This window comes from Rhodoferax sp. GW821-FHT10B06 (assembly GCF_059415605.1).
The window spans coordinates 34,511-54,337 of sequence record NZ_JBWKNO010000010.1; the positions used below are offsets into that span (position 1 = coordinate 34,511).

Annotated in this window: 17 protein-coding genes and 1 pseudogene; 12 read left to right on the plus strand and 6 right to left on the minus strand. The window is 63.1% G+C overall.

Going from position 1 to position 19,827, the window contains the following annotated elements:
* The first annotated feature begins 45 nt into the window (after positions 1 to 45).
* Both AC07O2_RS16150 and acnA read left to right on the plus strand, forming a co-directional pair.
* Positions 46 to 1,413: a lactonase family protein gene (locus AC07O2_RS16150; RefSeq protein ID WP_495076770.1), complete on the plus strand. Its 1,368-nt coding sequence runs from the start codon at positions 46 to 48 to the stop codon at positions 1,411 to 1,413.
* Between the two features lie 142 nt (positions 1,414 to 1,555).
* Positions 1,556 to 4,294, plus strand: coding sequence for an aconitate hydratase AcnA (gene acnA, locus AC07O2_RS16155; protein WP_495076771.1), 2,739 nt, complete (start codon positions 1,556 to 1,558; stop codon positions 4,292 to 4,294).
* Positions 4,295 to 4,325: 31 nt separating this feature from the next.
* On the opposite strand, the gene AC07O2_RS16160 is transcribed toward acnA, so the two are convergent.
* Entirely contained in the window at positions 4,326 to 4,598 is a 273-nt protein-coding gene (locus tag AC07O2_RS16160) for a hypothetical protein (protein ID WP_495076772.1), read from the minus strand.
* Between the two features lie 202 nt (positions 4,599 to 4,800).
* Positions 4,801 to 5,229 carry a MarR family winged helix-turn-helix transcriptional regulator gene (locus AC07O2_RS16165; RefSeq protein ID WP_495076773.1) on the minus strand — a complete coding sequence of 143 codons (429 nt, stop codon included), beginning with the start codon at positions 5,227 to 5,229 and terminating at the stop codon, positions 4,801 to 4,803.
* A gap of 70 nt (positions 5,230 to 5,299) precedes the next feature.
* Between AC07O2_RS16165 and AC07O2_RS16170 the strand changes: the two genes are divergently transcribed.
* The 3 genes from AC07O2_RS16170 to AC07O2_RS16180 all read left to right on the plus strand — a co-directional run bounded on the left by AC07O2_RS16170 (position 5,300) and on the right by AC07O2_RS16180 (position 8,897).
* Positions 5,300 to 6,493: an HPP family protein gene (locus AC07O2_RS16170; RefSeq protein WP_495076774.1), complete on the plus strand. Its 1,194-nt coding sequence runs from the start codon at positions 5,300 to 5,302 to the stop codon at positions 6,491 to 6,493.
* Position 6,494: 1 nt separating this feature from the next.
* Positions 6,495 to 8,249 carry a chloride channel protein gene (locus AC07O2_RS16175; protein WP_495076775.1) on the plus strand — a complete coding sequence of 585 codons (1,755 nt, stop codon included), beginning with the start codon at positions 6,495 to 6,497 and terminating at the stop codon, positions 8,247 to 8,249.
* Positions 8,250 to 8,378: 129 nt separating this feature from the next.
* Positions 8,379 to 8,897: a superoxide dismutase family protein gene (locus tag AC07O2_RS16180; protein ID WP_495076776.1), complete on the plus strand. Its 519-nt coding sequence runs from the start codon at positions 8,379 to 8,381 to the stop codon at positions 8,895 to 8,897.
* A 15-nt stretch (positions 8,898 to 8,912) separates the two neighbouring features.
* On the opposite strand, the gene AC07O2_RS16185 is transcribed toward AC07O2_RS16180, so the two are convergent.
* Positions 8,913 to 9,590 (minus strand): ArsR/SmtB family transcription factor, encoded by a 678-nt coding sequence (locus AC07O2_RS16185; protein WP_495076777.1) that lies wholly within the window; start codon positions 9,588 to 9,590, stop codon positions 8,913 to 8,915.
* A 73-nt stretch (positions 9,591 to 9,663) separates the two neighbouring features.
* Between AC07O2_RS16185 and AC07O2_RS16190 the strand changes: the two genes are divergently transcribed.
* From AC07O2_RS16190 to AC07O2_RS16205, 4 genes are all read left to right on the plus strand, one after another.
* Positions 9,664 to 10,011 carry an NIPSNAP family protein gene (locus AC07O2_RS16190; protein WP_495076778.1) on the plus strand — a complete coding sequence of 116 codons (348 nt, stop codon included), beginning with the start codon at positions 9,664 to 9,666 and terminating at the stop codon, positions 10,009 to 10,011.
* The gene (locus tag AC07O2_RS16195; protein WP_495076779.1) at positions 10,008 to 10,352 is read left to right on the plus strand and encodes an antibiotic biosynthesis monooxygenase family protein; all 345 of its coding nucleotides are present in this window, start codon (positions 10,008 to 10,010) and stop codon (positions 10,350 to 10,352) included. Before AC07O2_RS16190 ends, AC07O2_RS16195 begins: the two co-directional genes overlap by 4 nt.
* A 63-nt stretch (positions 10,353 to 10,415) precedes the next feature.
* Entirely contained in the window at positions 10,416 to 12,122 is a 1,707-nt protein-coding gene (locus AC07O2_RS16200) for an NAD(P)/FAD-dependent oxidoreductase (protein WP_495076780.1), read from the plus strand.
* Positions 12,123 to 12,280: 158 nt separating this feature from the next.
* On the plus strand, positions 12,281 to 13,942 hold the full coding sequence (locus AC07O2_RS16205) for a hypothetical protein (RefSeq protein ID WP_495076781.1): 1,662 nt from the start codon (positions 12,281 to 12,283) through the stop codon (positions 13,940 to 13,942).
* Positions 13,943 to 13,948: 6 nt separating this feature from the next.
* Here the strand turns inward: AC07O2_RS16205 and AC07O2_RS16210 are convergent, their stop codons facing one another.
* Genes AC07O2_RS16210 through AC07O2_RS16220 form a run of 3 tightly spaced genes read right to left on the minus strand, consistent with a single transcriptional unit; the run spans position 13,949 to position 17,594 of the window.
* Complete coding sequence (locus tag AC07O2_RS16210; protein WP_495076782.1) at positions 13,949 to 15,130, minus strand: diguanylate cyclase domain-containing protein; 1,182 nt, start codon at positions 15,128 to 15,130, stop codon at positions 13,949 to 13,951.
* A 59-nt stretch (positions 15,131 to 15,189) separates the two neighbouring features.
* On the minus strand, positions 15,190 to 15,717 hold the full coding sequence (locus AC07O2_RS16215; RefSeq protein ID WP_495076783.1) for a YfiR family protein: 528 nt from the start codon (positions 15,715 to 15,717) through the stop codon (positions 15,190 to 15,192).
* Positions 15,714 to 17,594, minus strand: coding sequence for a TonB-dependent receptor plug domain-containing protein (locus AC07O2_RS16220; RefSeq protein WP_495076784.1), 1,881 nt, complete (start codon positions 17,592 to 17,594; stop codon positions 15,714 to 15,716). The genes AC07O2_RS16215 and AC07O2_RS16220 overlap by 4 nt, the downstream gene beginning before the upstream one ends.
* A gap of 281 nt (positions 17,595 to 17,875) precedes the next feature.
* Here AC07O2_RS16220 and AC07O2_RS16225 point away from each other — a divergent pair.
* From AC07O2_RS16225 to AC07O2_RS16235, 3 genes and pseudogenes are all read left to right on the plus strand, one after another.
* Positions 17,876 to 18,376, plus strand: a pseudogene (locus AC07O2_RS16225) (MBL fold metallo-hydrolase); the annotation flags it as partial.
* A 138-nt stretch (positions 18,377 to 18,514) separates the two neighbouring features.
* Positions 18,515 to 18,991 (plus strand): rhodanese-like domain-containing protein, encoded by a 477-nt coding sequence (locus tag AC07O2_RS16230; protein WP_495076907.1) that lies wholly within the window; start codon positions 18,515 to 18,517, stop codon positions 18,989 to 18,991.
* A gap of 55 nt (positions 18,992 to 19,046) precedes the next feature.
* Positions 19,047 to 19,820: a type III pantothenate kinase gene (locus AC07O2_RS16235; RefSeq protein WP_495076785.1), complete on the plus strand. Its 774-nt coding sequence runs from the start codon at positions 19,047 to 19,049 to the stop codon at positions 19,818 to 19,820.
* Positions 19,821 to 19,827: the final 7 nt, after the last annotated feature.

The following is a 19,827-nucleotide window of genomic DNA, read 5'->3' on the forward strand; positions in this document are numbered from 1 at the left end:
TATTCTAAAAAGCCGGCAATTGTTGCCTGTGCAAAAAGACAGGCCATGAAAAACTCCCTCATCTCAACAAGCTTCTTTCGCGCATGCGCGCCAACTACTTTTGCGCTAGCTCTTGCCATTAGCTTGGCCGCCTGCGGCAGTGGCGGCGGTGGCAGTAGCAGCGGTACCTCTGGCACCGTCAGCATAGGAGGCACCGTCAGCGGCCTCACGGGCTCAGGCCTGGTGCTGCAAAACAACGCGGGCGACAACCTCGCCATCTCCGCAAACGGCAGTTTCACCATGGCCACGGCCCTGGCCGTTGGGGCCAGCTATAGCGTCACAGTCAGTAGCCAACCAAGCTTGCCCAGCCAGACCTGCACCGTCAGCAACGGTAGCGGCACAGCCAGTGCGTCCGTCACCAATATCGCGGTGACTTGCACCACACCTTCAGTGCGATTTGCCTACGTGGCGAATAGCGGTGCAAATACAGTGTCGGCCTACACGGTCGATACCAACACGGGGGCTTTGACCTCGGTAGGCACCGCCTATGCGACAGGCGTAGCTCCTGACTCGGTAGTGGTTGCGCCGTCGGGCAAATTTGCCTATGTGGTGAACTTCAATGACAACACCCTGTGGACTTACGCCATTGACACCAGCACCGGCGCCTTGAGTACTGTTGGCAGCAGCTCCGCGACCGGCAATAACCCAACCACTGTTGCCCTCGCTCCCTCGGGCAAATTCGCTTATGTGGCCAACTCCATTGACAACACGGTTTCCAGCTACACCGTGGACACGACCACTGGCGCCTTGACAACACTTGGAACGGTCGCAACGGGAACCAGTCCGCGCTCCGTCACAGTGGATCCCTCGGGTAAATTCGCCTACGCCAGCAATTACAGCGACGGCACGGTTTCCGCCTACACAGTGGATAGCAGCACCGGCACGCTGACGGCCATTGGCACAGTAGCAACCGGCTCAGGCCCCCGCTCAATCGCTATAGACCCCACCGGCAAATTCGCCTATGTGGCAAACTTCGGTTTCGGCAGCTTCAACAACACGGTTTCGGCCTATAGCATCAACACCAGCACCGGAGTATTGACCACCGTGGGAACATACACCGCAGGCACGGCACCCCGCTCGGTAGCGGTAGACCCGCGGGGCAAGTTCCTCTATGTGGCCAACTCGGAGGCCGACACCGTGACCGCCTACAGCATCAACACCAGCACAGGGGCACTGACCACGGTAGGAAGCTTTGCCACCGGTAGCAAACCGTATGCAGTGGCCGCCGACCCCACGGGCCAATTTGTCTACGTAGCCAACTCCAACGCCGCCACTGTCTCGACCTACAGCATCAATAGCAGCACAGGCGCCCTGACGCAGACCGGAAGTTATGCCGCAGGCACGGGAGCGGCTGCCGTAGCCACCACGCAGTAGCTAGACCAGGCCATCGGCGACATGCCGCTGCCGATGGCCTATCCCGCACCGACCACCGCCGTCGGTAAACGGCATCCCTGCTGACAACCAGGTTCATCGAAGCCTGCTATGTTGGAACCTGTGTCAAAAAACAGGAGCCTCCATGACAGCCCCATCTCCCCACGCGTTCGCGCCCGCCCTGCAAACATTCACCACCGCTACGGGTGAGTCCGGCCAGTACTGGTCGCTGCCGGAGCTGGCCAAGCGGTTCCCCAGCGTAAATCGACTTCCGGTATCTGTACGCATCGTGCTCGAATCGGTGCTGCGCAACTGCGACGGCAAAAAGGTGACGCCCGAGCACGTGGCGCAATTGGCGCACTGGTCCCCCACTGCCGAGCGCACCGATGAAATCCCCTTTGTCGTAACCCGCGTGGTGCTGCAGGACTTCACCGGCATCCCCCTGCTGGCCGACCTGGCCGCCATGCGCAGCGTAGCCGCATCGCTGGGACAAAGCCCCAAGACCATAGAGCCGCTGGTGCCGGTAGACCTGGTGGTAGACCACTCGGTGATGGTGGACTACTACGGCACCCCCCAGGCGCTGGACCTGAACATGAGGCTGGAATTCCAGCGCAACCACGAACGCTACCAGTTCATGAAATGGGGCATGCAGGCCTTTGACACCTTCCGCGTGGTGCCGCCCGGCTTTGGCATCGTGCACCAGGTGAACCTGGAATACCTGGCACGCGGTGTCTACAAAAACCCCAAGGACACGGCCGCCGCGCCGGTGTACTACCCCGACTCGCTGGTCGGTACCGACAGCCACACCACCATGATCAACGGCATCGGCGTGGTGGGTTGGGGGGTGGGCGGCATCGAGGCTGAAGCGGCCATGCTGGGCCAGCCGGTGTACATGCTGACACCGGACGTGGTGGGCTTCGAGCTGACCGGCACGCTGCGCGAGGGCGTAACCGCCACCGACCTGGTGCTGTTTGTCACCAACATACTGCGCGCCGAGAAGGTGGTGGGCAAGTTTGTCGAATTCTTCGGCCCTGGCGCGGCGTCCATCCCCGTGCCGGACCGCGCCACCATTGGCAATATGGCACCGGAATATGGCGCCACCATGGGCTTCTTCCCCGTGGATGACAAGACCGTGGCCTACTTCAAGGGTACGGGCCGCACCGATGCCGAAATTGCCTTGTTCGAGGCCTACTACAAGGCACAAGGCCTGTTCGGCATGCCCAACCCGGGCGATATCGACTACAGCAAAGTCGTGCGATTGGACCTGGGCACCGTCGTCCCCAGCCTGGCCGGCCCCAAGCGTCCGCAGGACCGCATCGATCTGGACAAGCTCTCAAGCACCTTCAGCACGCTGTACAGCCAACCCAATGAAGCCAACGGCTTCAACCAGCCGGCCGAAACCCTGCTGTCGCGCTACCCCCTGCCCTCGGGCGGCGGCGTAGACATCGGCAACGGCGACGTGCTGATTGCCGCCATCACCTCCTGCACCAACACCTCCAACCCCAGCGTCATGCTGGCCGCAGGCCTGCTGGCCCAAAAAGCTGTAGAAGCCGGCCTGACAGTGCTGCCGCACATCAAGACCTCGTTGGCACCCGGCTCGCGCATCGTCACTGAATATCTGGAAAAAGCCGGCCTGCTGCCCTACCTGGAAAAGCTGGGCTTCTACCTGGCGGGCTATGGCTGCACCACCTGCATTGGCAATGCAGGTGACCTCACACCCGAAATCAATGCTGCCATCACTGGCAACAAGCTGGTGTGTGCTGCCGTGCTGTCGGGCAACCGCAACTTCGAAGCCCGCATCCACCCCAACCTGAAGGCCAACTTCCTGGCCTCGCCTCCGCTGGTGGTGGCCTATGCCATCACGGGCAATGTCATGACCGATCTGGCCACCCAGCCACTGGGCAAGGGCAGCAACGGCCAAGACGTGTACCTGCGCGACGTCTGGCCCAGCATGGCTGAGATAGACGAAAAACTGCACTACGCCATGAACGCCCAGTCCTTCCGCGCCAACTACGACAAGGTCAAAGCCGAACCCGGTGCGCTGTGGAGCAGCATCCAGGGCGTCACCGGCCAGGTCTACAACTGGCCGCAGTCCACCTACATTGCCGAACCGCCCTTCTTTGGCGGCTTCACCCAACAGCCCGCCGTAGCAGCCGCGGGCTTTACCGGTGCGCGCCCCATGGCGCTGTTTGGCGACTCCATCACCACCGACCACATCTCGCCGGCTGGCTCGATTGCCGAGAAATCACCGGCCGGCCAGTGGCTGCTGGCCAACGGGGTGCCCAAAGCCGACTTCAACAGCTACGGCTCGCGCCGCGGCAACCACGACGTAATGGTGCGCGGCACCTTCGCCAACGTGCGCATCAAGAATCTGATGCTGCCACTAGACGCCAACGGTTCACAGGTCGAAGGCGGGCTGACGCTGCACCAACCCAGCGGCGAGAAGCTGTTCATCTACGACGCGGCGCAAAAGTACATGGCGGCAGGTGTGCCCACCGTGGTGTTTGGCGGCGAGGAATACGGCACTGGTTCGTCCCGCGACTGGGCGGCCAAGGGCACGCAGCTGCTGGGCATCAAAGCCGTGATTGCCCGCAGCTTTGAGCGCATCCACCGCGCCAACCTGGTGGGCATGGGCGTACTGCCGCTGCAGTTCAAAGGAGACGACAGCTGGCAAAGCCTGGGCCTGCGCGGCGACGAAACCATTGACGTGCTGGTAGACGGCGCGCTGCAGCCACAAATGGATGTGCAGCTGGTGATCCACCGCGCCAATGGCACGCAGCAAAACGTAGCCGTACGCCTGCGCATCGATACACCTATTGAGGTGGACTACTACCAACACGGCGGCATCCTGCCATTTGTGCTGCGCCAGTTGCTGGCCAATTGATCAAAAGAAGCAGGGGCGCCGTCCCCTGTGGTCACACCAATTTGCTGAGCGTGTTCTTGACCACTGCGGCGGCTCCGGTGGAATAGGCCGCAATGGCACTGGCAGATGCGAGTCCCCCACGGCTCACACCCTTGTATACCGACTGCACTGCGTTTTCGAGATTGACGGTGCTTTGCGCCACCGACTTGATGCCGTTCCCCAGCCTCTGCACGCCTTGCGCGACGGCATCGGTCACACCAATGGCCGCAGCCCCCACCACCCCATACTTGTCGATATTGCTGCCGGAGGCGCGTGCTGCAAGCACTTGGGCATATCTGGATACGCCATTTGTACGCTGAATACTCATACGTCCCCGGCTGGTTGGTAGATAAGGAAGCGGCCTCTGCGTGGCTGCGCAGGCGTGAATGGAAGTTTACCCGTCACATACAAAGCCACGCAAGCCGATCACACAGCCTTTACAAGTCGCTACTCAGGCACCAGGTGGCGTAGAAATACATACGCCAGCTTCACAACTGGTCGTTGAACGCCGAAATATTTGCCACCTGAAAGCCACCGCTGAGTGACTGCAGCTCCTTGTGGTGCAGCTCGGCCAAGCGGCGCAAGCAGGTATCGCCCTTGGACGTCAGCCGCACCTCCACTTGCCGCCGGTCCACAGCGCTGGCTGAGCGGGTCACCAGCTCGGCTGCCTCACAGCGCGACACCAGTGCCACCACACCATGCTGCTGGGTCTGCAACCGCTCGGCCAGCTCGCCCACCGTGGCCCATTCGCGCCCTGGATAGCCCTTGATATGCAATAGCAACTGGTACTGCAGCGGAGTCAGTCCTTCGGACTGGGCGGCGTCCTCACTGAAACGCAGAAACCGGCGCAGCTGGTAGCGGAATTCCGATAGAGCCTCGTAGTCGGCTTTGGCAAGGGTCTTGGGGCGTGGGGGCATAGGTTCGGTCAAGGCAGGTAATTACATCACAATGTGATGTAATTACAGTTTTGTGTGGCATCCATATCGCATGAAGCTCTCCCCTCCATTGTGGCTGTTGAACCTCTACCCCGCGACCACCTCGGTCAACAACGCCGAGCGGCTGCGGGCCAGCCTGGGTGCATTGATCGGCATCGCACTGACCGGCTGGCTCAGCACCCAGGCCATGGGTCTGACCCTGGCCGCCGCCTGGCTGATCGCGCCCATGGGCGCATCAGCCGTGCTGCTGTTTGCCCAGCCGGCCAGCCCGTTGGCACAACCCTGGTCCATTACCGGGGGTAATCTGCTCGCAGCTGTCATCGGCGTCAGCTGCGCCAAGCTCATCCCCATGCCGGTGGCGGCGGCAGCCCTTGCCATCAGCCTGTCCATCGCAGCCATGTTCTGGCTGAGATGCCTGCATCCGCCCAGCGGTGCGGTGGCACTGACCGCCGTGCTGGGCGGGCCACAAATCCATGCAGCAGGCTATGGCTTCGTTGCCAATCCGGTGGCGCTGAACACGGCACTCCTGCTGCTGACGGCGTTGCTCTACAACAAAGTCACCGGCCGCCGCTACCCACACACCCAGCGCGCCGACGCCCCGCATCCGCACCACACCAGCGATGCCGTACCCACCGCTCGCCTGGGCTTCACGCCTGAAGACCTGCAGACCGTGCTGAAGGACTACAACCAGGTGCTGGACGTGAGCTTTGACGACCTGGAAGCGCTATTCCACCGCACGGAAACACAGGCCTTTCGCCGGCGCTTTGGTGCCAAACAATGCAGCGACATCATGTCCAAGGATGTGCTGTCCGCCGAGTTCGCCACCGAGCTGGCCGAAGCCTGGGACAGCATGCACACCCACCAGGTGCAAGCCCTGCCTGTGCTGGACCGGGCGCGACGGGTTATCGGCATCGTCACGCGCTCCAGCTTTTTGCGCCAGATTGATGACCATGGCTATCCAGGCCTGTCCACGCGGCTGCGTGCCCTGCTGCTGCGCACCCCGCACACGCACTCCAGCAAGGCCGAGGTGGTGGGCCAGATCATGACCACACCGGTCACCACGGCCTTTGACACCACGCCGCTGGGCGAGCTGGTGTCGCTGATGGCCGATGCGGGCTTGCACCACATACCGGTAGTCAACGCCCAGCGCCGCCTGGTGGGCATGGTCACGCAAACCGATGTGATGGCCGCCTTGTACGAAACCAGCCTGGCCCACCTGGGCTCGGCCAGCACAACAGCAAACTGATATGGACCACACCGCGACCCCCAACCGTGATTACGCCGCAGACCGGCGCATGCTGCTAACCGCCAGCCTGGCCGTTCCCGTAGGCGTGTTGGGCGCCTTGGCGGCCTGGCTGCTGCTGACGCTGATCCACACCTGCACCAATCTATTTTTCTTCCAGACGCTATCCACTGCAGACCAGTCACCCGCAGCAAACCGCCTCGGCGCATGGAGCATCCTGCCCCCGGTGGTCGGTGGTTTGCTGGTCGGCCTGATGGCCAGGTTTGGCTCGGAAAAAATCCGCGGCCACGGCATTCCTGAAGCGATTGAAGTCATCTTGTTTGCCCGCAGCCGCATGTCGGCCAAGGTCGCCGTACTCAAGCCGCTGGCGTCGGGCATCGTTATAGGTTCGGGCGGCCCCTTCGGCGCCGAAGGCCCCATCATCATGACCGGCGGCGCCCTGGGCTCGCTGCTGGCCCAGCTCTTCCACCTGTCGGCATCGGAACGCAAGACCCTGCTGGTCGCGGGCGCTACGGCGGGCATGACGGCCGTGTTTGGAACCCCTGTGGCCGCCGTTCTGCTGGGCGTGGAGCTACTGCTGTTTGAGCTGCGCCCGCGCAGCCTGCTAGCCGTCTCCATCGCATGCGCCGTGGCGGGCTTTGTGCGGCCACTGCTGCTGGAGGCCGGGCCCTTGTTTCCACTGCAAACCCAGGTCGCCAGCTGGCCGACCCTACTCGCCTGCGTGCTGCTGGGGCTGCTGGCCGCGGTGCTGGCGGCCGGCCTGTCCAACGCGCTGTATGCGATGGAGGACGCCTTCCACCGCCTGCCCTTGCATTGGATGTGGTGGCCGGCCATCGGGGGTCTGGCCGTGGGTCTGGGCGGTTGGCTGCAGCCCCGGTCCCTGGGCGTGGGTTACGACGTGATCAGCGACCTGCTGAACCAGCGCCTGGTGCTGGCCAGCATACTGGCCCTGCTGGCGGTCAAGGTCATCATCTGGGTGATCGCCCTGGCCTCGGGCACTTCGGGTGGCGTGCTGGCGCCGCTGCTGATGCTGGGAGCGGGTATGGGCGCGGTGCTGGCGCACGGTTGGACAGGCACGGACGCCGCGGTGTGGCCCTTGGTGGGCATGGCAGCCATGCTGGCCTGTGCGCTGGGTGCACCGCTGACGGCCACGGTCTTTGCTGTCGGCTTGACGGGCGACGTGAACGCCCTGCTGCCGCTGCTGCTGGCATGCACGGTGTCGCACGGCCTGAGCGTGCTACTGATGCGCCGCTCCATCATGACCGAGCGCCTGGACCGCCGGGGCCGCCACGTACACCGCGAATACGGTGTGGACCCGCTGGAACGTACCCGCGTCGATGAAGCCATGACCCGCCAGGTGCAGACCATACCGGCCAGCACGCCGCTAACCGACATTCCAGAACGCTGGTTTGGCGCCCAACAGCAGCACCGCGCCTTTGCCGTAGTCCAGGCCGATGGCCGCTACGTAGGCATGCTGGACATCCATACCTTGGCAAACCCAGCCCCCGCGGCGCAGCTTGCAAGTGATCTGTTCCCCCAGGCAACACCTGTATCCGCCTTGCCGGAGGAAACCTGCCGCACGGCAGCCCGGCGCATGGCGGCACACGGGCTGGAGCGCCTGCCCGTGCTGGCCGACCACCAATCACAGCGCCTGGTCGGCATCGTCAGCCGCAGCGATTTGGTCAAACCATTGCAAGCCCAACAGGATGAAGAAGATATCCGGGAGCGGCTCTTGGTGTGGCGGCGACACGCCTCCTGACGCCCAGCCGCGCGCCCATTTGAGATGCGGTCAATATCCCCTTCAGAAGCCCTGACAGCTTCCTGAGGCCGACGCATTGGGTTTAGCATGCAGGCTGCTTATCAACCCGCAATGCCCAAGGAGTCCGCCATGCGCCACCACCTGTTTTACGCTCTTGCCTCCATCGGCCTGCTCGCCGCCTGCGCCAGCACGCCACCGGCGCCCGTGGCCAGCGCCCCCTTGCAGCCCACCAAAGGCAATACCGCCACCGGCACTGTGCAATTCAAGCAGTTGCCAGGCAAGGTGCTGGTCAGCGGCAACATCAGCGGCCTGGCGCCCAACGCCACGCTGGGCTTTCACCTGCACGAAAAGGGTGACTGCTCCAGCGGTGACGGCATGAGCGCCGGCGGCCACTTCAATCCTGACGGCCACGCCCACGGGGCAGCCAGCAGCGCCATGCACCACGCGGGCGACTTGCCCAGCCTGCAAGCCGATGCCCAAGGCGTGGCGAAATTCAGTTTTGAGTCCACCAGCCTGTCGGTGGGCAGCGGCCCGCACGACGTTGTGGGCCACGGCCTGATCGTGCACCGCGATGCGGACGACTACACCACCCAGCCCACAGGCAACTCCGGCCCGCGCATCGCCTGCGGTGTCGTACGCGCCGGCTAAGCGCCGGCGGCCTAATTAGGCCATCAGCGCACGAAACGCCTGTTCGCCCGGCGGTGTGAAGCGGATCACACGTGAATCCGCATCGCGCCGAGCCCAGCCCAATGCATAAATGCGCTGCAGCAATGCCGCCCCCAAGGCGCCACCCAGATGGTGGCGGCGCTCGCCCCAGTCCAGACAGGGCCGGCAAAAAGCGCGCTTTTGCGCCTGAGCAGCCGCCGCATCCACACCCAGCGCGGTAAACCAGCCGTAGCCTGACTTTGTGAGCTGCACACCACTAGCCTGGGCCTGCAACAGCTGCCGGCCCAGCAAGGCCTCGTAGGCCAGCACACCCATTTCACCGGCAAGATGGTCGTAGCAGATGCGCGCCTTGCGCAGGGCCGGCTCGCGCGGGCTGGAGCGCAGGCGCACCGCGCCGGTACGGAAAGCCACGCCCATCAGCGACTCCAGCAAATGCGCCACGTCGTGGTCCGCCAGGCGGAAGTAGCGGTGCCGGCCCTGGCTGTCCACGGCCACCAGACCGGCCTCCACCAGCTTGGCCAGATGCGCGCTGATGGTCTGCTTGGTCACGCCGGCAATGCCGGCCAGCTCGGTGGCGGTGAGCGCGCGGTCTGCCATGAGGGCGGTGAGCACCTCGGCGCGGGCGTGGTCGCCGATGAGCGCGGCGACGCGGGCAATGCTGGGTCCGTCTTTCATGGTTCGATCTTCAGCGAACCGTTTCATGGCGTCAAGCCACTATCTTTGGAGCATCTCCACTGAAAGCACTCCCATGACCATCACCTGCTGCATACGCTATGAAATCGACCCGTTCCAACGCGATGCCTTCCAGCAATACGCCGAAAACTGGGGCCGCATCATCCCCCGCTGCGGCGGCCACCTGGTGGGCTACTTCCTGCCACTGGAAGGCAGTAACTACGAGGCCTGGGGCCTGATCGCCTTCGACTCGCTGGCCTCCTACGAGCGCTACCGGGCCCGCCTGAAAACCGATACCGAGGGCCGCGCCAACTTCGCCTTCGCCCAGACCCACAAATTCATCCTGCGCGAGGAACGCAGCTTTGTCGAAGTGGTGGACGGCACCCTGGGTATCGCGGCACACGCCGTGGAGGGCGCAGCATGATCGCGGTGATTTTCGAGGTCGAACCGCGCGACGGCCAGCTCGATGCCTACCTGGACACCGCCGCAGCCTTGCGCCCGCAGCTGGAGGCGATGGACGGCTTCATCTCCGTCGAGCGCTTCAGCAGCCTCAGCCAGCCCGGTAAGCTGCTGTCGCTGTCCTTCTGGCGCGACGAGGAGGCCGTCAAGCAGTGGCGCGCCCTGGACAACCACCGCCAGGCGCAGCAGGCCGGGCGGCAAAAGATATTTGCCGGCTACCGGTTGCGCGTGGCCCAGGTGGTGCGCGACTACGGCATGCACGACCGGGAGCAGGCCCCTCCAGACTCGCGCACAGTACATGGCTGAATCCACCCTGCTCTCGTAAAATCGCCCCCTCTTGCTTGATAACTACAAGCCTTTAGGCACCCCATGATCCGCATTTCCGAACTCAAACTCCCCCTCGACCACGCCGAGGACGCGCTGCCTGCCCTGGTGGCTCACACCCTGGGCCTGGCTCCGGCGCAAATCGCCCACTTCACCATCCACAAGCGCAGCTTCGACGCGCGCAAAGCCACGCTGATGCAGGTCTACATCGTGGACGTGGCGCTGGTGGATGCCGCTCAAGAAGCCGACCTGCTGCGCCGCCACCCGGACAACCCGCACCTGCGCCCCGCGCCCGACATGGCCTACTACCCGGTAGGCCAGGCCCCCGCCGATCTGCCCGTACGCCCGGTGGTGGTGGGCTTTGGCCCCTGCGGCATCTTTGCGGCGCTGGTGCTGGCGCAGATGGGCTTTAAACCCATCGTGCTGGAGCGCGGCACCACGGTGCGCCAGCGCACCCAGGATACCTGGGGCCTGTGGCGCAAGAGCGTGCTCAAGCCCGAGAGCAATGTGCAGTTTGGCGAGGGCGGTGCCGGCACCTTCTCGGACGGCAAGCTGTACAGCCAGATCAAGGACCCGCGGCATCTGGGCCGCAAGGTGATGCGCGAGTTCGTCAAGGCCGGCGCGCCAGAGGAAATCCTGATCGCCGCGCACCCGCACATCGGCACCTTCAAACTGGTGAAAGTGGTGGAGAACCTGCGCGAGCAGATCATCGCCCTGGGCGGCGAAATCCGTTTCGAGCAACGCGTGACCGACGTGCAGATCGAAGATGGACACATGCGCGGCCTCACCGTGTTGGACCAGGCCACCGGCCAGAGCTACCAGCTGCGCGCCGACCAGGTGGTGCTGGCCCTAGGCCACAGCTCGCGCGACACCTTCCAGATGCTGCACGCGCGCGGCGTGTACATGGAGGCCAAGCCCTTCTCCATCGGCTTCCGCATCGAACACCCGCAGGGCCTGATCGACCGCGCCCGCTGGGGCCAGCATGCCGGCCACCCACTGCTGGGTGCGGCCGACTACAAGCTGGTGCACCACGCACAACATGGTGAAGGACGCGGCCGCGCTGTCTACAGCTTCTGCATGTGCCCCGGCGGCACGGTGGTGGCCGCCACCAGCGAGCCAGGCCGCGTGGTCACCAACGGCATGAGCCAGTACTCGCGCAACGAGCGCAATGCCAATGCCGGCATCGTGGTCGGCATCACGCCGGAAGACTACCCGCTCGACCCGGCAGCCTGGGCCGCCACGCTGGGCGATGTGGCACCGCCCGCGCCCGGCCCCGGCCAACAAGTGCACCCGCTGGCCGGCATCGTGCTGCAACGCCAGCTGGAATCCAACGCCTATGTGCTGGGCGGCAGCAGCTACCAGGCGCCGGGCCAGTTGGTCGGCGACTTCATCGCCGGGCGCGCGTCTACCCAGCTGGGCAGCGTGGAGCCCTCGTACAAGCCCGGCGTGCTACTGGGCGACCTGCATGCAGCCCTGCCCGGCTATGCGATTGCCGCCATCCGCGAGGCGCTGCCGGTGTTTGGCCGCAAGATCAAAGGCTTTGACCTGCCCGACGCAGTGCTGACCGGCGTGGAAACGCGCACCTCCTCACCCCTCAAAATGACCCGCGATGAAGACTTCCAAAGCCTGAACGTGCGCGGCCTGTACCCGGCGGGCGAAGGCGCCAGCTACGCTGGAGGCATCTTGTCGGCCGGGGTGGACGGCATCAAGGTCGCAGAGGCCGTGGCGCGCAGCCTGCTGGCCAGCAGCTAAATTTATAAAAAATAGGCCGCTAGCGCAGATATCACGTGCGCTAGCAGCTATTTTTTATATAGCAAACAGGAGCCAACTGCAAGCCTGGAATTTCCCAGCCCCGCAGGCTGCGCAGCGGCCTACACTGTGTGCAACGCATCCACGTTGCAGCACACACCATGCCCGCTATCCCAGCCCCCCGCGTAGAACATTTACAGCAGGCCCTGCTCTGGCCCGTGCGCCTGATGCCGGTGCGGGGCCAAGAAGGTGGTGTGGCCAAGCCCTGGGAGCTGCTGGCCAGCATGGGCGACACATCGCCCTGGCGCGAGGTGGTGGACGAGTTCACCGGCGACAGCAGCCGCTTCCACGAGCGGCACTACAACGAGTTCGTCAGCTTTTTGCCCTATGTGCAGCGCTTTCTATACGGTGAAGGCCGGCCCAAGCATGGCGCACCGGGCGTATCCCACGGCTCGCCCATGCGGGTCTTCCGCCGCCACGACATTGCCGCTGTGCGCGTGGTGCCGCGCCCCGGCGACGCGCCCATCACGCTGGACATCGTGCACGTAGACCTGTATTTCTTTCTGGACGTGGACCTGGTGCTACTGAACGTAGAAGTGACGGCCCAGCACCTGGAACTGGCCCAGGCCCAGGAGCTGCTCTACCGCTTTGGCCGCGCCTACCCGGCTGGCTGGGACGCGCAAGGCCAGGCCCTGCACTGCCTGGCCCGCGCCGAATGGCTGGACGCCCAGGGCCAGGTGCTGGCCGCCTCCGATGCGCATGAGCGCGACGCGTTTTTGTCCCACGTCAGCACGCGCCGTGCGCCGCGCCTGTCGGCCCACTGGGACTATGTGATGCAGCCCCTGGTGGGTGACCATTCCGACCACGAAGGGCCGCTGCGCTTTCGCCAGATCGAGTATTACCGCATGCCCTTGATGGCCTACCTGGCACTGGACCGGCCACGCGACCTCAGCCGCAGCGATTTCATCCGCCTGGGCCTGGTTACCGGCTCCGGGGCACACGAGCCTGCGGGCAGTTGCGAGCTGCCTTACGGCGAGCAGCACCTGGCCGACTTCGAGAAAAAGTACTGCTACGACCGCTTCTGGGCCGAGGGTGGTGCTGCGCCCAATACCCGCTATCTGTGCAACGGCCACGCCATGGTGGTGCTGGGCGAGGCGGGCAGCAGCTTCTACACATGCCGCGACCGGGGTGTGCTGGCGCAGTTCCGGCACCAGCATTTCCTGGTGTTTCTGATCGCGCACTTCCAGAAGGCTGCGCTGCTGATGTATTCCGACCGGATGGCCGAGGCGCTGAAGAACCTGGACATCAGCAACGCCGACAGCGTGCGCCACTTCAAGCGGGCCATTCGTTACGGCTTCTCCAGCTTTCTGCGCTTCACCCACCGCTACTGGTTCCACGAGGTGTCCGAACAGGCCCAAGTGCGTGCACTGTTCAAGATGTGCGCCCAGCACCTGGGGCTGGATCCGCTGTATGCCGAGGTGAAGGAGCGCATTGCCGAGATGAACCAGTACCTTGAGGCCGACAGCCTGCGCCGCCAGGCCAACACCGTGGTGCGCCTCACCGTGGTCACCATCTTCGGCCTGATCGGCACCGTCACTACCGGCTTCCTGGGCATGAACCTGCTGGCCGAAGCCGACGCCCCGCTGGACCGGCGGCTGTGGATCTTCGCAATCACCTTTGTGCTGACCACCGTGCTCACGGTCTACACCATGGTCAAGTCCAAGCGCCTGTCGGACTTTCTGGACGTATTGTCGGACGAGCGCACCAGCGCCTGGTTCAAAGCCAAGGCGCTGTTCGCAGTCTGGACGCGCAAGGAGGATTGAGCCGGGTTACTGTTCCGTCGCCTCAAAATCCGTGCGGTAGATGCAGAACTGCCCGCGCCCCAGTGACTTGGCCTGGTACATGGCGATATCTGCACAGCGCAGCAGTTCGGCCATGGTGTGGGCATGGTCCGGGCAGGCGCTGATGCCAATGCTGCCGCCGATCAGGGCCTCATGGTCGTCCAGCACAAATGGCTGCGCCAATGCATGGACCATCTTCTGCGCCAGAAGCGCAACATCGTTCAGGCTTTTGACGTTTTCCAGAATGACGGCGAACTCATCTCCGCCGATGCGGCAGACCACGTCGTTGTTGCGCAAAGTATGGGTCAAGCGCTGCGCCACGGACCGCAGCAATGCATCGCCCATGTCGTGCCCCAAGGTGTCGTTCACTGCCTTGAACCGATCCAGGTCAACGAACATAAGGCAGCTGCGACCACCATAACGCAATGCATTTCCCACAGCCTGCTCGGCCCGCTCCTTGAAATAATGCCGATTGGTTAGGCGGGTCACGTTGTCATAGTAGGCCAGCTGGTTGAGCCGCACATCGCGCTCATGGATATGCGAAAGCATGGTGTTGAACGCCTGCGACAGGTCGCCAATTTCGTCCTTGCTCTCGACGATTTCACGCAGGGTGTAGTCCTCTTTATTGGCCACGTGGTGGGTCAGCGCGACCAGGCGCGACAGGGGGTCAATGATGCGCGCAATAAGGCGGCGCGCCAGCCACAGCGCGCACCCCACACCAGCCAGCGTGCTGATGAAAATGACCATCGCATACCACTGGATGCGCATATAAAAAGCATCCAAGCTACTTTCTATCAACAACCAACCAACGGCCTCGTGCTTGAGGTATGCACGGCGCACCACCCCCATCCCGTTCCAGGAAATGGTTTCGCCGTCCGCCAGATTCGCCACCGACAACGCCTGGGGAGCCTTGCCATTCGCCATATATTGGGCATAGAAGCTGCCATCAGGCAGCAGCAGCACGGCACGGGAAATATTGGGCGATGCACGCAAGGTGTCCAGAACCTCCTTAGCAGCCGAAAGATCCCGAAAGGCCAACGCGGCTGCAACATTGTCCCGAATGATGTCCGCCTGCACCTGCAACTCTTTCAACGCAGCCTGACGTACTGCCAGGTATTCGTACCCCAGGGTGACACTGACAATGGGCAGCATGGCGGCCAAGATCACCATGACTGTGATCCCGCTGAGCTTGCGCTGTATAGATTGATCGTGAAACCAATCCCAAAATTTCATGGAGAAACGACCCGTGAAGCCAACCTCAACAGCTTGGAACTGAGCTGAAGATTTGCCAATTTGGTAGCAGCCGCATTGACTTCAAAAACCAGCCTGCGATTCTCGGGCGCCAGACTGATCATGGCCCCCGAAGTCCACGGCAAGCCGTCGTCGGCCACGGTCAATATGGGGGCTCGACCAATGGTGTTCACCAGCAGGGCCACACGGGCGTTACTGGTTTCGCTGATAAAAATCAGCCTGCATTGCAAGGCATCTTCAATATGCTCGATGCGCCGCACCTGGATTTTCTGGCCGCTGACCTCTTTGCCATTCAGCGCATCCAGCGCAGGGCCAAAAGAGTCCTGCCCATACAAACACAAATTAAAGGTGTTGGACGAAGATGCGGGCCAGGTCGTCAGCAAGGCGAAGTTATAGATATATGCCGCCTTCATGGTGTATTCAGGCACGGCTGGAGCTGTTTGCGCTTGGGCCACAAGGCCCAGCGGCAAACTAAAGACCAGCCATAACAGGATACGGCGGATCATTTGAAGTCCCGGCTGATCTGCAGCCAGATATTGCGGCCATCCCGGTGATAGACCGGCAAACCGTTGCCGTTATATTTCACGTCGGTGTAGCCGCTATTCAAGGCATTGCGCACGCTCAGGCTCAGCTGCCAATTGGGCCACCAGTCCCGAGACGTCAAGGCCAGGTTGGTCATGACGGAAGTAGGTATCTCCTCACCGTCGTACCGTAAACGACGCCCCAGAACCTGCACCTCCGCTCCTAGCCTGAGCTTTTCGCCCACCAAAGGCACGGTGATGTTGAGCTTCGCGTTATGGTAGGGCGAGTCGACCGGCCAGGTCCCGTCATCCTTGCGCGCCCGCTGCCATGCATAGCTGGCACGTAAGCGCATGGCGTTGGTCCATTGGTGCTCCAGCTCGGCTTCCACACCTTGGGTAGAAATAGGAGAGGTGACGGTGCGCCGGTCTATGTTGTAGCTGTAGATCGAAGCAATCAGCCGCGTTGTGGGGGCCAGCTGCTGCTCCCACACCAGCTCGGTGTTGCGCAAGCGTTCGATGGCCGCGTCCGGCACAAACGACTCGACAGTCGGCGTAGGCTGCAAATGGGCGATGCCCGTCGATAGTTTGAGAATGCTACCTTGGGCGGGAGTCCAGATAAGCGCTATCCGTGGACTGGTAAAGCCTGTTCCGTTGTTGCGATGGTCGTGGCGCAGCCCCAGGTTGAGCTGCCAATTGGGCGCCAGCGCGATGTCGTCATAGGCGTACAGGCTGACCGTTTTGCGCTGCTGGTCATCCACAAAAGGATCGCTGCCCGGGCTGCTGAGTTGGTAGAGCTGTCGATAGTCGTTGCGCAGCTCGGCGCCCACCACCACGGTATGTCCATTGAACGCGTTGCTGACCAGCTTGTTGTCCAGCCCCCACCAACGGCCATCGTTGGACTCCCGGGTGCCGTCATCGCTATTGGCGTGGTAGAGATACTGGCCAAAGTAGGCATGGCTGGACAGCTTGAGTCCAGGCCCCAGATCGGAATCCTTTTTCAGGCTGGTAAAGCCGCTGGAGTCGGTGGCGACGTCTTCTGGATTGCCCGGTATCGCAACCGGACGCCGCACCATGGCAGCAGTCAGCGTCCAGCCCTGGACACTGCCTTTGATAAACAGACGCTGGTTGCTCTCTCTCTGGCCCAGGCCTTTGGCGTCAGAGTCGGGGTCAATCGGAATGTCATAACCATTGCTGCGGTAATTTGAGATGGAGAGCAGCAAGTCCCCGCCGTTCTCAAATCGACGCCCCATCGTCACGCGCTGCTTTTGCAGGTGGTGGCTACCGAAATCCAATGCGACCTGGGCACCCGCGAAGTCGCCGCCCTTCTTGGTAATAATGTTAATTACCCCCAAGAATGCACCGCCGCCGTAGCTGCTGGAGCCCGTGCCAGGGATGTACTCCACACGGTCAATCAACTCTACGTCCAGGAAACCATCTTCTCCAAAAAAAGTTTGGCCAAAATAATTCTCGGGGGCGGCATAGCCGTCAATCAGCAAGGTAATGCGCCCGGCGTAATCGCCAGGCTCGCCATAGCCACGACCACCCAGATAGGCATAACGGAAGTCGTGCGCCATGTAGAGCCCCCGCATGCTGCTGAGGATGTCGTCCAGCGTGCGGTAGCCATAGTCCCGGATGTCTTGCGCCGTCACAATCGACACGGCCGAAGGGGCATCGCTGATCTGCCGGGCAAGCTTGGCAGCGGTGATGATTTCGGTGTCGAGCAGCTCTTCAAACGGCCGTTGCGTCACATCCAAAACGCCAACACTGTCCTCTGCATTGGCGCGCGACATGCAAGCGCCCGACACCAGCGCCGCAACGGCCCAAACAGCGCCCAGGCGCCGGCCAAATAACTTCACGCGCACGCACGCTCCTGAGCGACCCATCGCTGCAATCCGCCTGACTGGGCAAACCATCCGCGAGGCGCCACCTCAGAGCGCAAAGAACTATTTGCTTTCATTTGATCCAATTGCTGTATCGGCCGATCTCATCTCCATCAACAGGGCCATTGTATGAATTGGGCTGCCCATGTATCCGTTTGTTACGTGAGATTTTGCCGCACAGGTCGCTTTTCACACAACTACAACACTATGCAGGTTCGGCGTTATGCTGATAGCTCCTATCCGGCTCGCACCCACTCCAAGCCATGCAACCCATACAACTCTTCGACCCCGCGTCCAGCACCTACACCTATGTGCTGGTAGACCCGGCCAGCAAAGCCGCCGCCATCATCGACCCGGTGGATGCCCAGCTGGAGCGCGACATGGCTTTGCTGGCCGCGCAAGGCCTGTCCCTGGTATGGACGCTGGAAACCCATGCCCATGCCGACCACATCACCAGCGCCGGCCTGTTGGCCGAGCATGCCGGCGCCAAAACCGCCGTGCCCAGCGGCTGCGGCATTTCCGGCGCAGCGGTACAGCTGCAGCATGGTGACTTCCTCAGCTTTGGCAGCGAGACCCTGCAGGCCCTGCACACGCCCGGCCATACCGCGGGCAGCATGAGCTTTGTCTGGCGCAACCATGTATTCACCGGCGACACTCTGCTCATCAACGGCTGCGGCCGCACCGACTTCCAGTCCGGCAGCACCCAGGCGCTGTACCACAGCCTGACGCACATCTTGTTCGCCCTGCCTGACGACACCATGGTCTGGCCCGGCCACGACTACCGCGGCCAAAGCCATTCCACGATTGGCGCCGAAAAAACCCATAACCCCCGCATCGCCCACAAAACCCTGGAAGAATTTACCGCCACCATGGACGCCCTAAACCTCCCCCGCCCCCAACGCATGGATGAAGCCGTGCCCGCCAACCTGCATTCCGGCCTGCGCCATGACGCGGATGCACCCGCCCAGCCCAGCGGCATCCGGGCTGCCCAGGGCTATGCCGGCGACGTGTCGCCCCAGCTGGCCTGCGCCTGGTGGCAGGCGGGTGAAGCCGTGCTGATCGACGTGCGCACCGACGCCGAACGCGAATGGGTCGGCTTTGTACCGGGAGCAGTACCCCTGGCCTGGAAGCAGTGGCCCGGCATGGCCATGAACCCCGACTTCGACGCCGGCCTGCAGGCCGCCCTGGCTGGTGGAAAAAAAGCCGTCATGCTGTGCCGCAGCGGCGTGCGCTCCGTAGCGGCGGCCAAACGCGCTGCCGAGCTGGGTCTGCAGGCCTACAACATCCTGGAAGGCTTCGAAGGCGATCCAGATGGCGACGCCCACCGCGGCCGCAAAGGCGGCTGGCGCTTCCACGGCCTGCCCTGGCGCCAAGGCTGAACACCCGCCCTGGGTGGACGCAGATAATGCGCGCAAAGAACACGGAGACCACAGGATGAGTTTTCTCGCCATCGACATTGGCAACACCCGACTCAAGTGGTCGCAATACTCCGCCCCCCACCCCGGCGCGACCTTGCTGGCCCACGGCGCGGAATTCCTGGAGAACATAGACAAACTGGCCGAAGGCCCCTGGGCCGGGCTGAGTACCCCCGACAGAATGCTGGGCTGCATCGTCGCTGGCGACGCCGTCAAGCGCCGCGTACACGAGCAGATGGAACTGTGGGACGTCGCCCCGCAGTGGGTCGTGGCCAGTGCGGCCGAGGCCGGCCTGACGAATGGCTATGACCACCCCACCCGCCTGGGCGCTGACCGCTGGGTCGCCATGGTGGGTGCCCGCCACCGCATGCTGGCCCAGGGGCAGACCCGACCCATGGTGGTGGTGATGGTGGGCACCGCGGTCACGGTGGAGGCCATCGACGAACACGGCAAGTTCCTGGGCGGCCTGATCCTGCCGGGCCACGGCATCATGCTGCGCGCGCTGGAGTCCGGTACGGCCGGCCTGCACGTGCCCACCGGCGAGGTGCGCCTGTTCCCCACCAATACCAGCGATGCGCTGACCAGCGGCGGCACCTACGCCATCGCCGGCGCGGTAGAGCGCATGGTGCAGCACGTGCGCCAGCACTGTGGCATGGAGCCGGCTTGCTACATGACCGGCGGTGCCGGCTGGAAGATGGCGCCCAGCATGTCAGTGCAATTTGAGCTGGTGGACAACCTGATTTTCGACGGCCTGCTAGCCTTGGCGGCACTGCGTTTCAACACTGAAAGTTAAGGGCTTT

What these genes read in the sequence shown, in the direction of transcription:
- AC07O2_RS16205 (WP_495076781.1), top strand. Translation starts at nt 12,281, where the DNA reads ATGCCCGCTATCCCAGCCCCCCGCGTAGAACATTTACAGCAGGCCCTG.
- AC07O2_RS16150 (WP_495076770.1), top strand. Translation starts at nt 46, where the DNA reads ATGAAAAACTCCCTCATCTCAACAAGCTTCTTTCGCGCATGCGCGCCA.
- AC07O2_RS16195 (WP_495076779.1), top strand. Translation starts at nt 10,008, where the DNA reads ATGATCGCGGTGATTTTCGAGGTCGAACCGCGCGACGGCCAGCTCGAT.
- AC07O2_RS16215 (WP_495076783.1), bottom strand. Translation starts at nt 15,717, where the DNA reads ATGATCCGCCGTATCCTGTTATGGCTGGTCTTTAGTTTGCCGCTGGGC.
- AC07O2_RS16200 (WP_495076780.1), top strand. Translation starts at nt 10,416, where the DNA reads ATGATCCGCATTTCCGAACTCAAACTCCCCCTCGACCACGCCGAGGAC.
- AC07O2_RS16210 (WP_495076782.1), bottom strand. Translation starts at nt 15,130, where the DNA reads ATGGTGATCTTGGCCGCCATGCTGCCCATTGTCAGTGTCACCCTGGGG.
- AC07O2_RS16230 (WP_495076907.1), top strand. Translation starts at nt 18,515, where the DNA reads ATGGATGAAGCCGTGCCCGCCAACCTGCATTCCGGCCTGCGCCATGAC.
- acnA (WP_495076771.1), top strand. Translation starts at nt 1,556, where the DNA reads ATGACAGCCCCATCTCCCCACGCGTTCGCGCCCGCCCTGCAAACATTC.
- AC07O2_RS16180 (WP_495076776.1), top strand. Translation starts at nt 8,379, where the DNA reads ATGCGCCACCACCTGTTTTACGCTCTTGCCTCCATCGGCCTGCTCGCC.
- AC07O2_RS16235 (WP_495076785.1), top strand. Translation starts at nt 19,047, where the DNA reads ATGAGTTTTCTCGCCATCGACATTGGCAACACCCGACTCAAGTGGTCG.
- AC07O2_RS16165 (WP_495076773.1), bottom strand. Translation starts at nt 5,229, where the DNA reads ATGCCCCCACGCCCCAAGACCCTTGCCAAAGCCGACTACGAGGCTCTA.
- AC07O2_RS16185 (WP_495076777.1), bottom strand. Translation starts at nt 9,590, where the DNA reads ATGAAAGACGGACCCAGCATTGCCCGCGTCGCCGCGCTCATCGGCGAC.
- AC07O2_RS16175 (WP_495076775.1), top strand. Translation starts at nt 6,495, where the DNA reads ATGGACCACACCGCGACCCCCAACCGTGATTACGCCGCAGACCGGCGC.
- AC07O2_RS16190 (WP_495076778.1), top strand. Translation starts at nt 9,664, where the DNA reads ATGACCATCACCTGCTGCATACGCTATGAAATCGACCCGTTCCAACGC.
- AC07O2_RS16170 (WP_495076774.1), top strand. Translation starts at nt 5,300, where the DNA reads ATGAAGCTCTCCCCTCCATTGTGGCTGTTGAACCTCTACCCCGCGACC.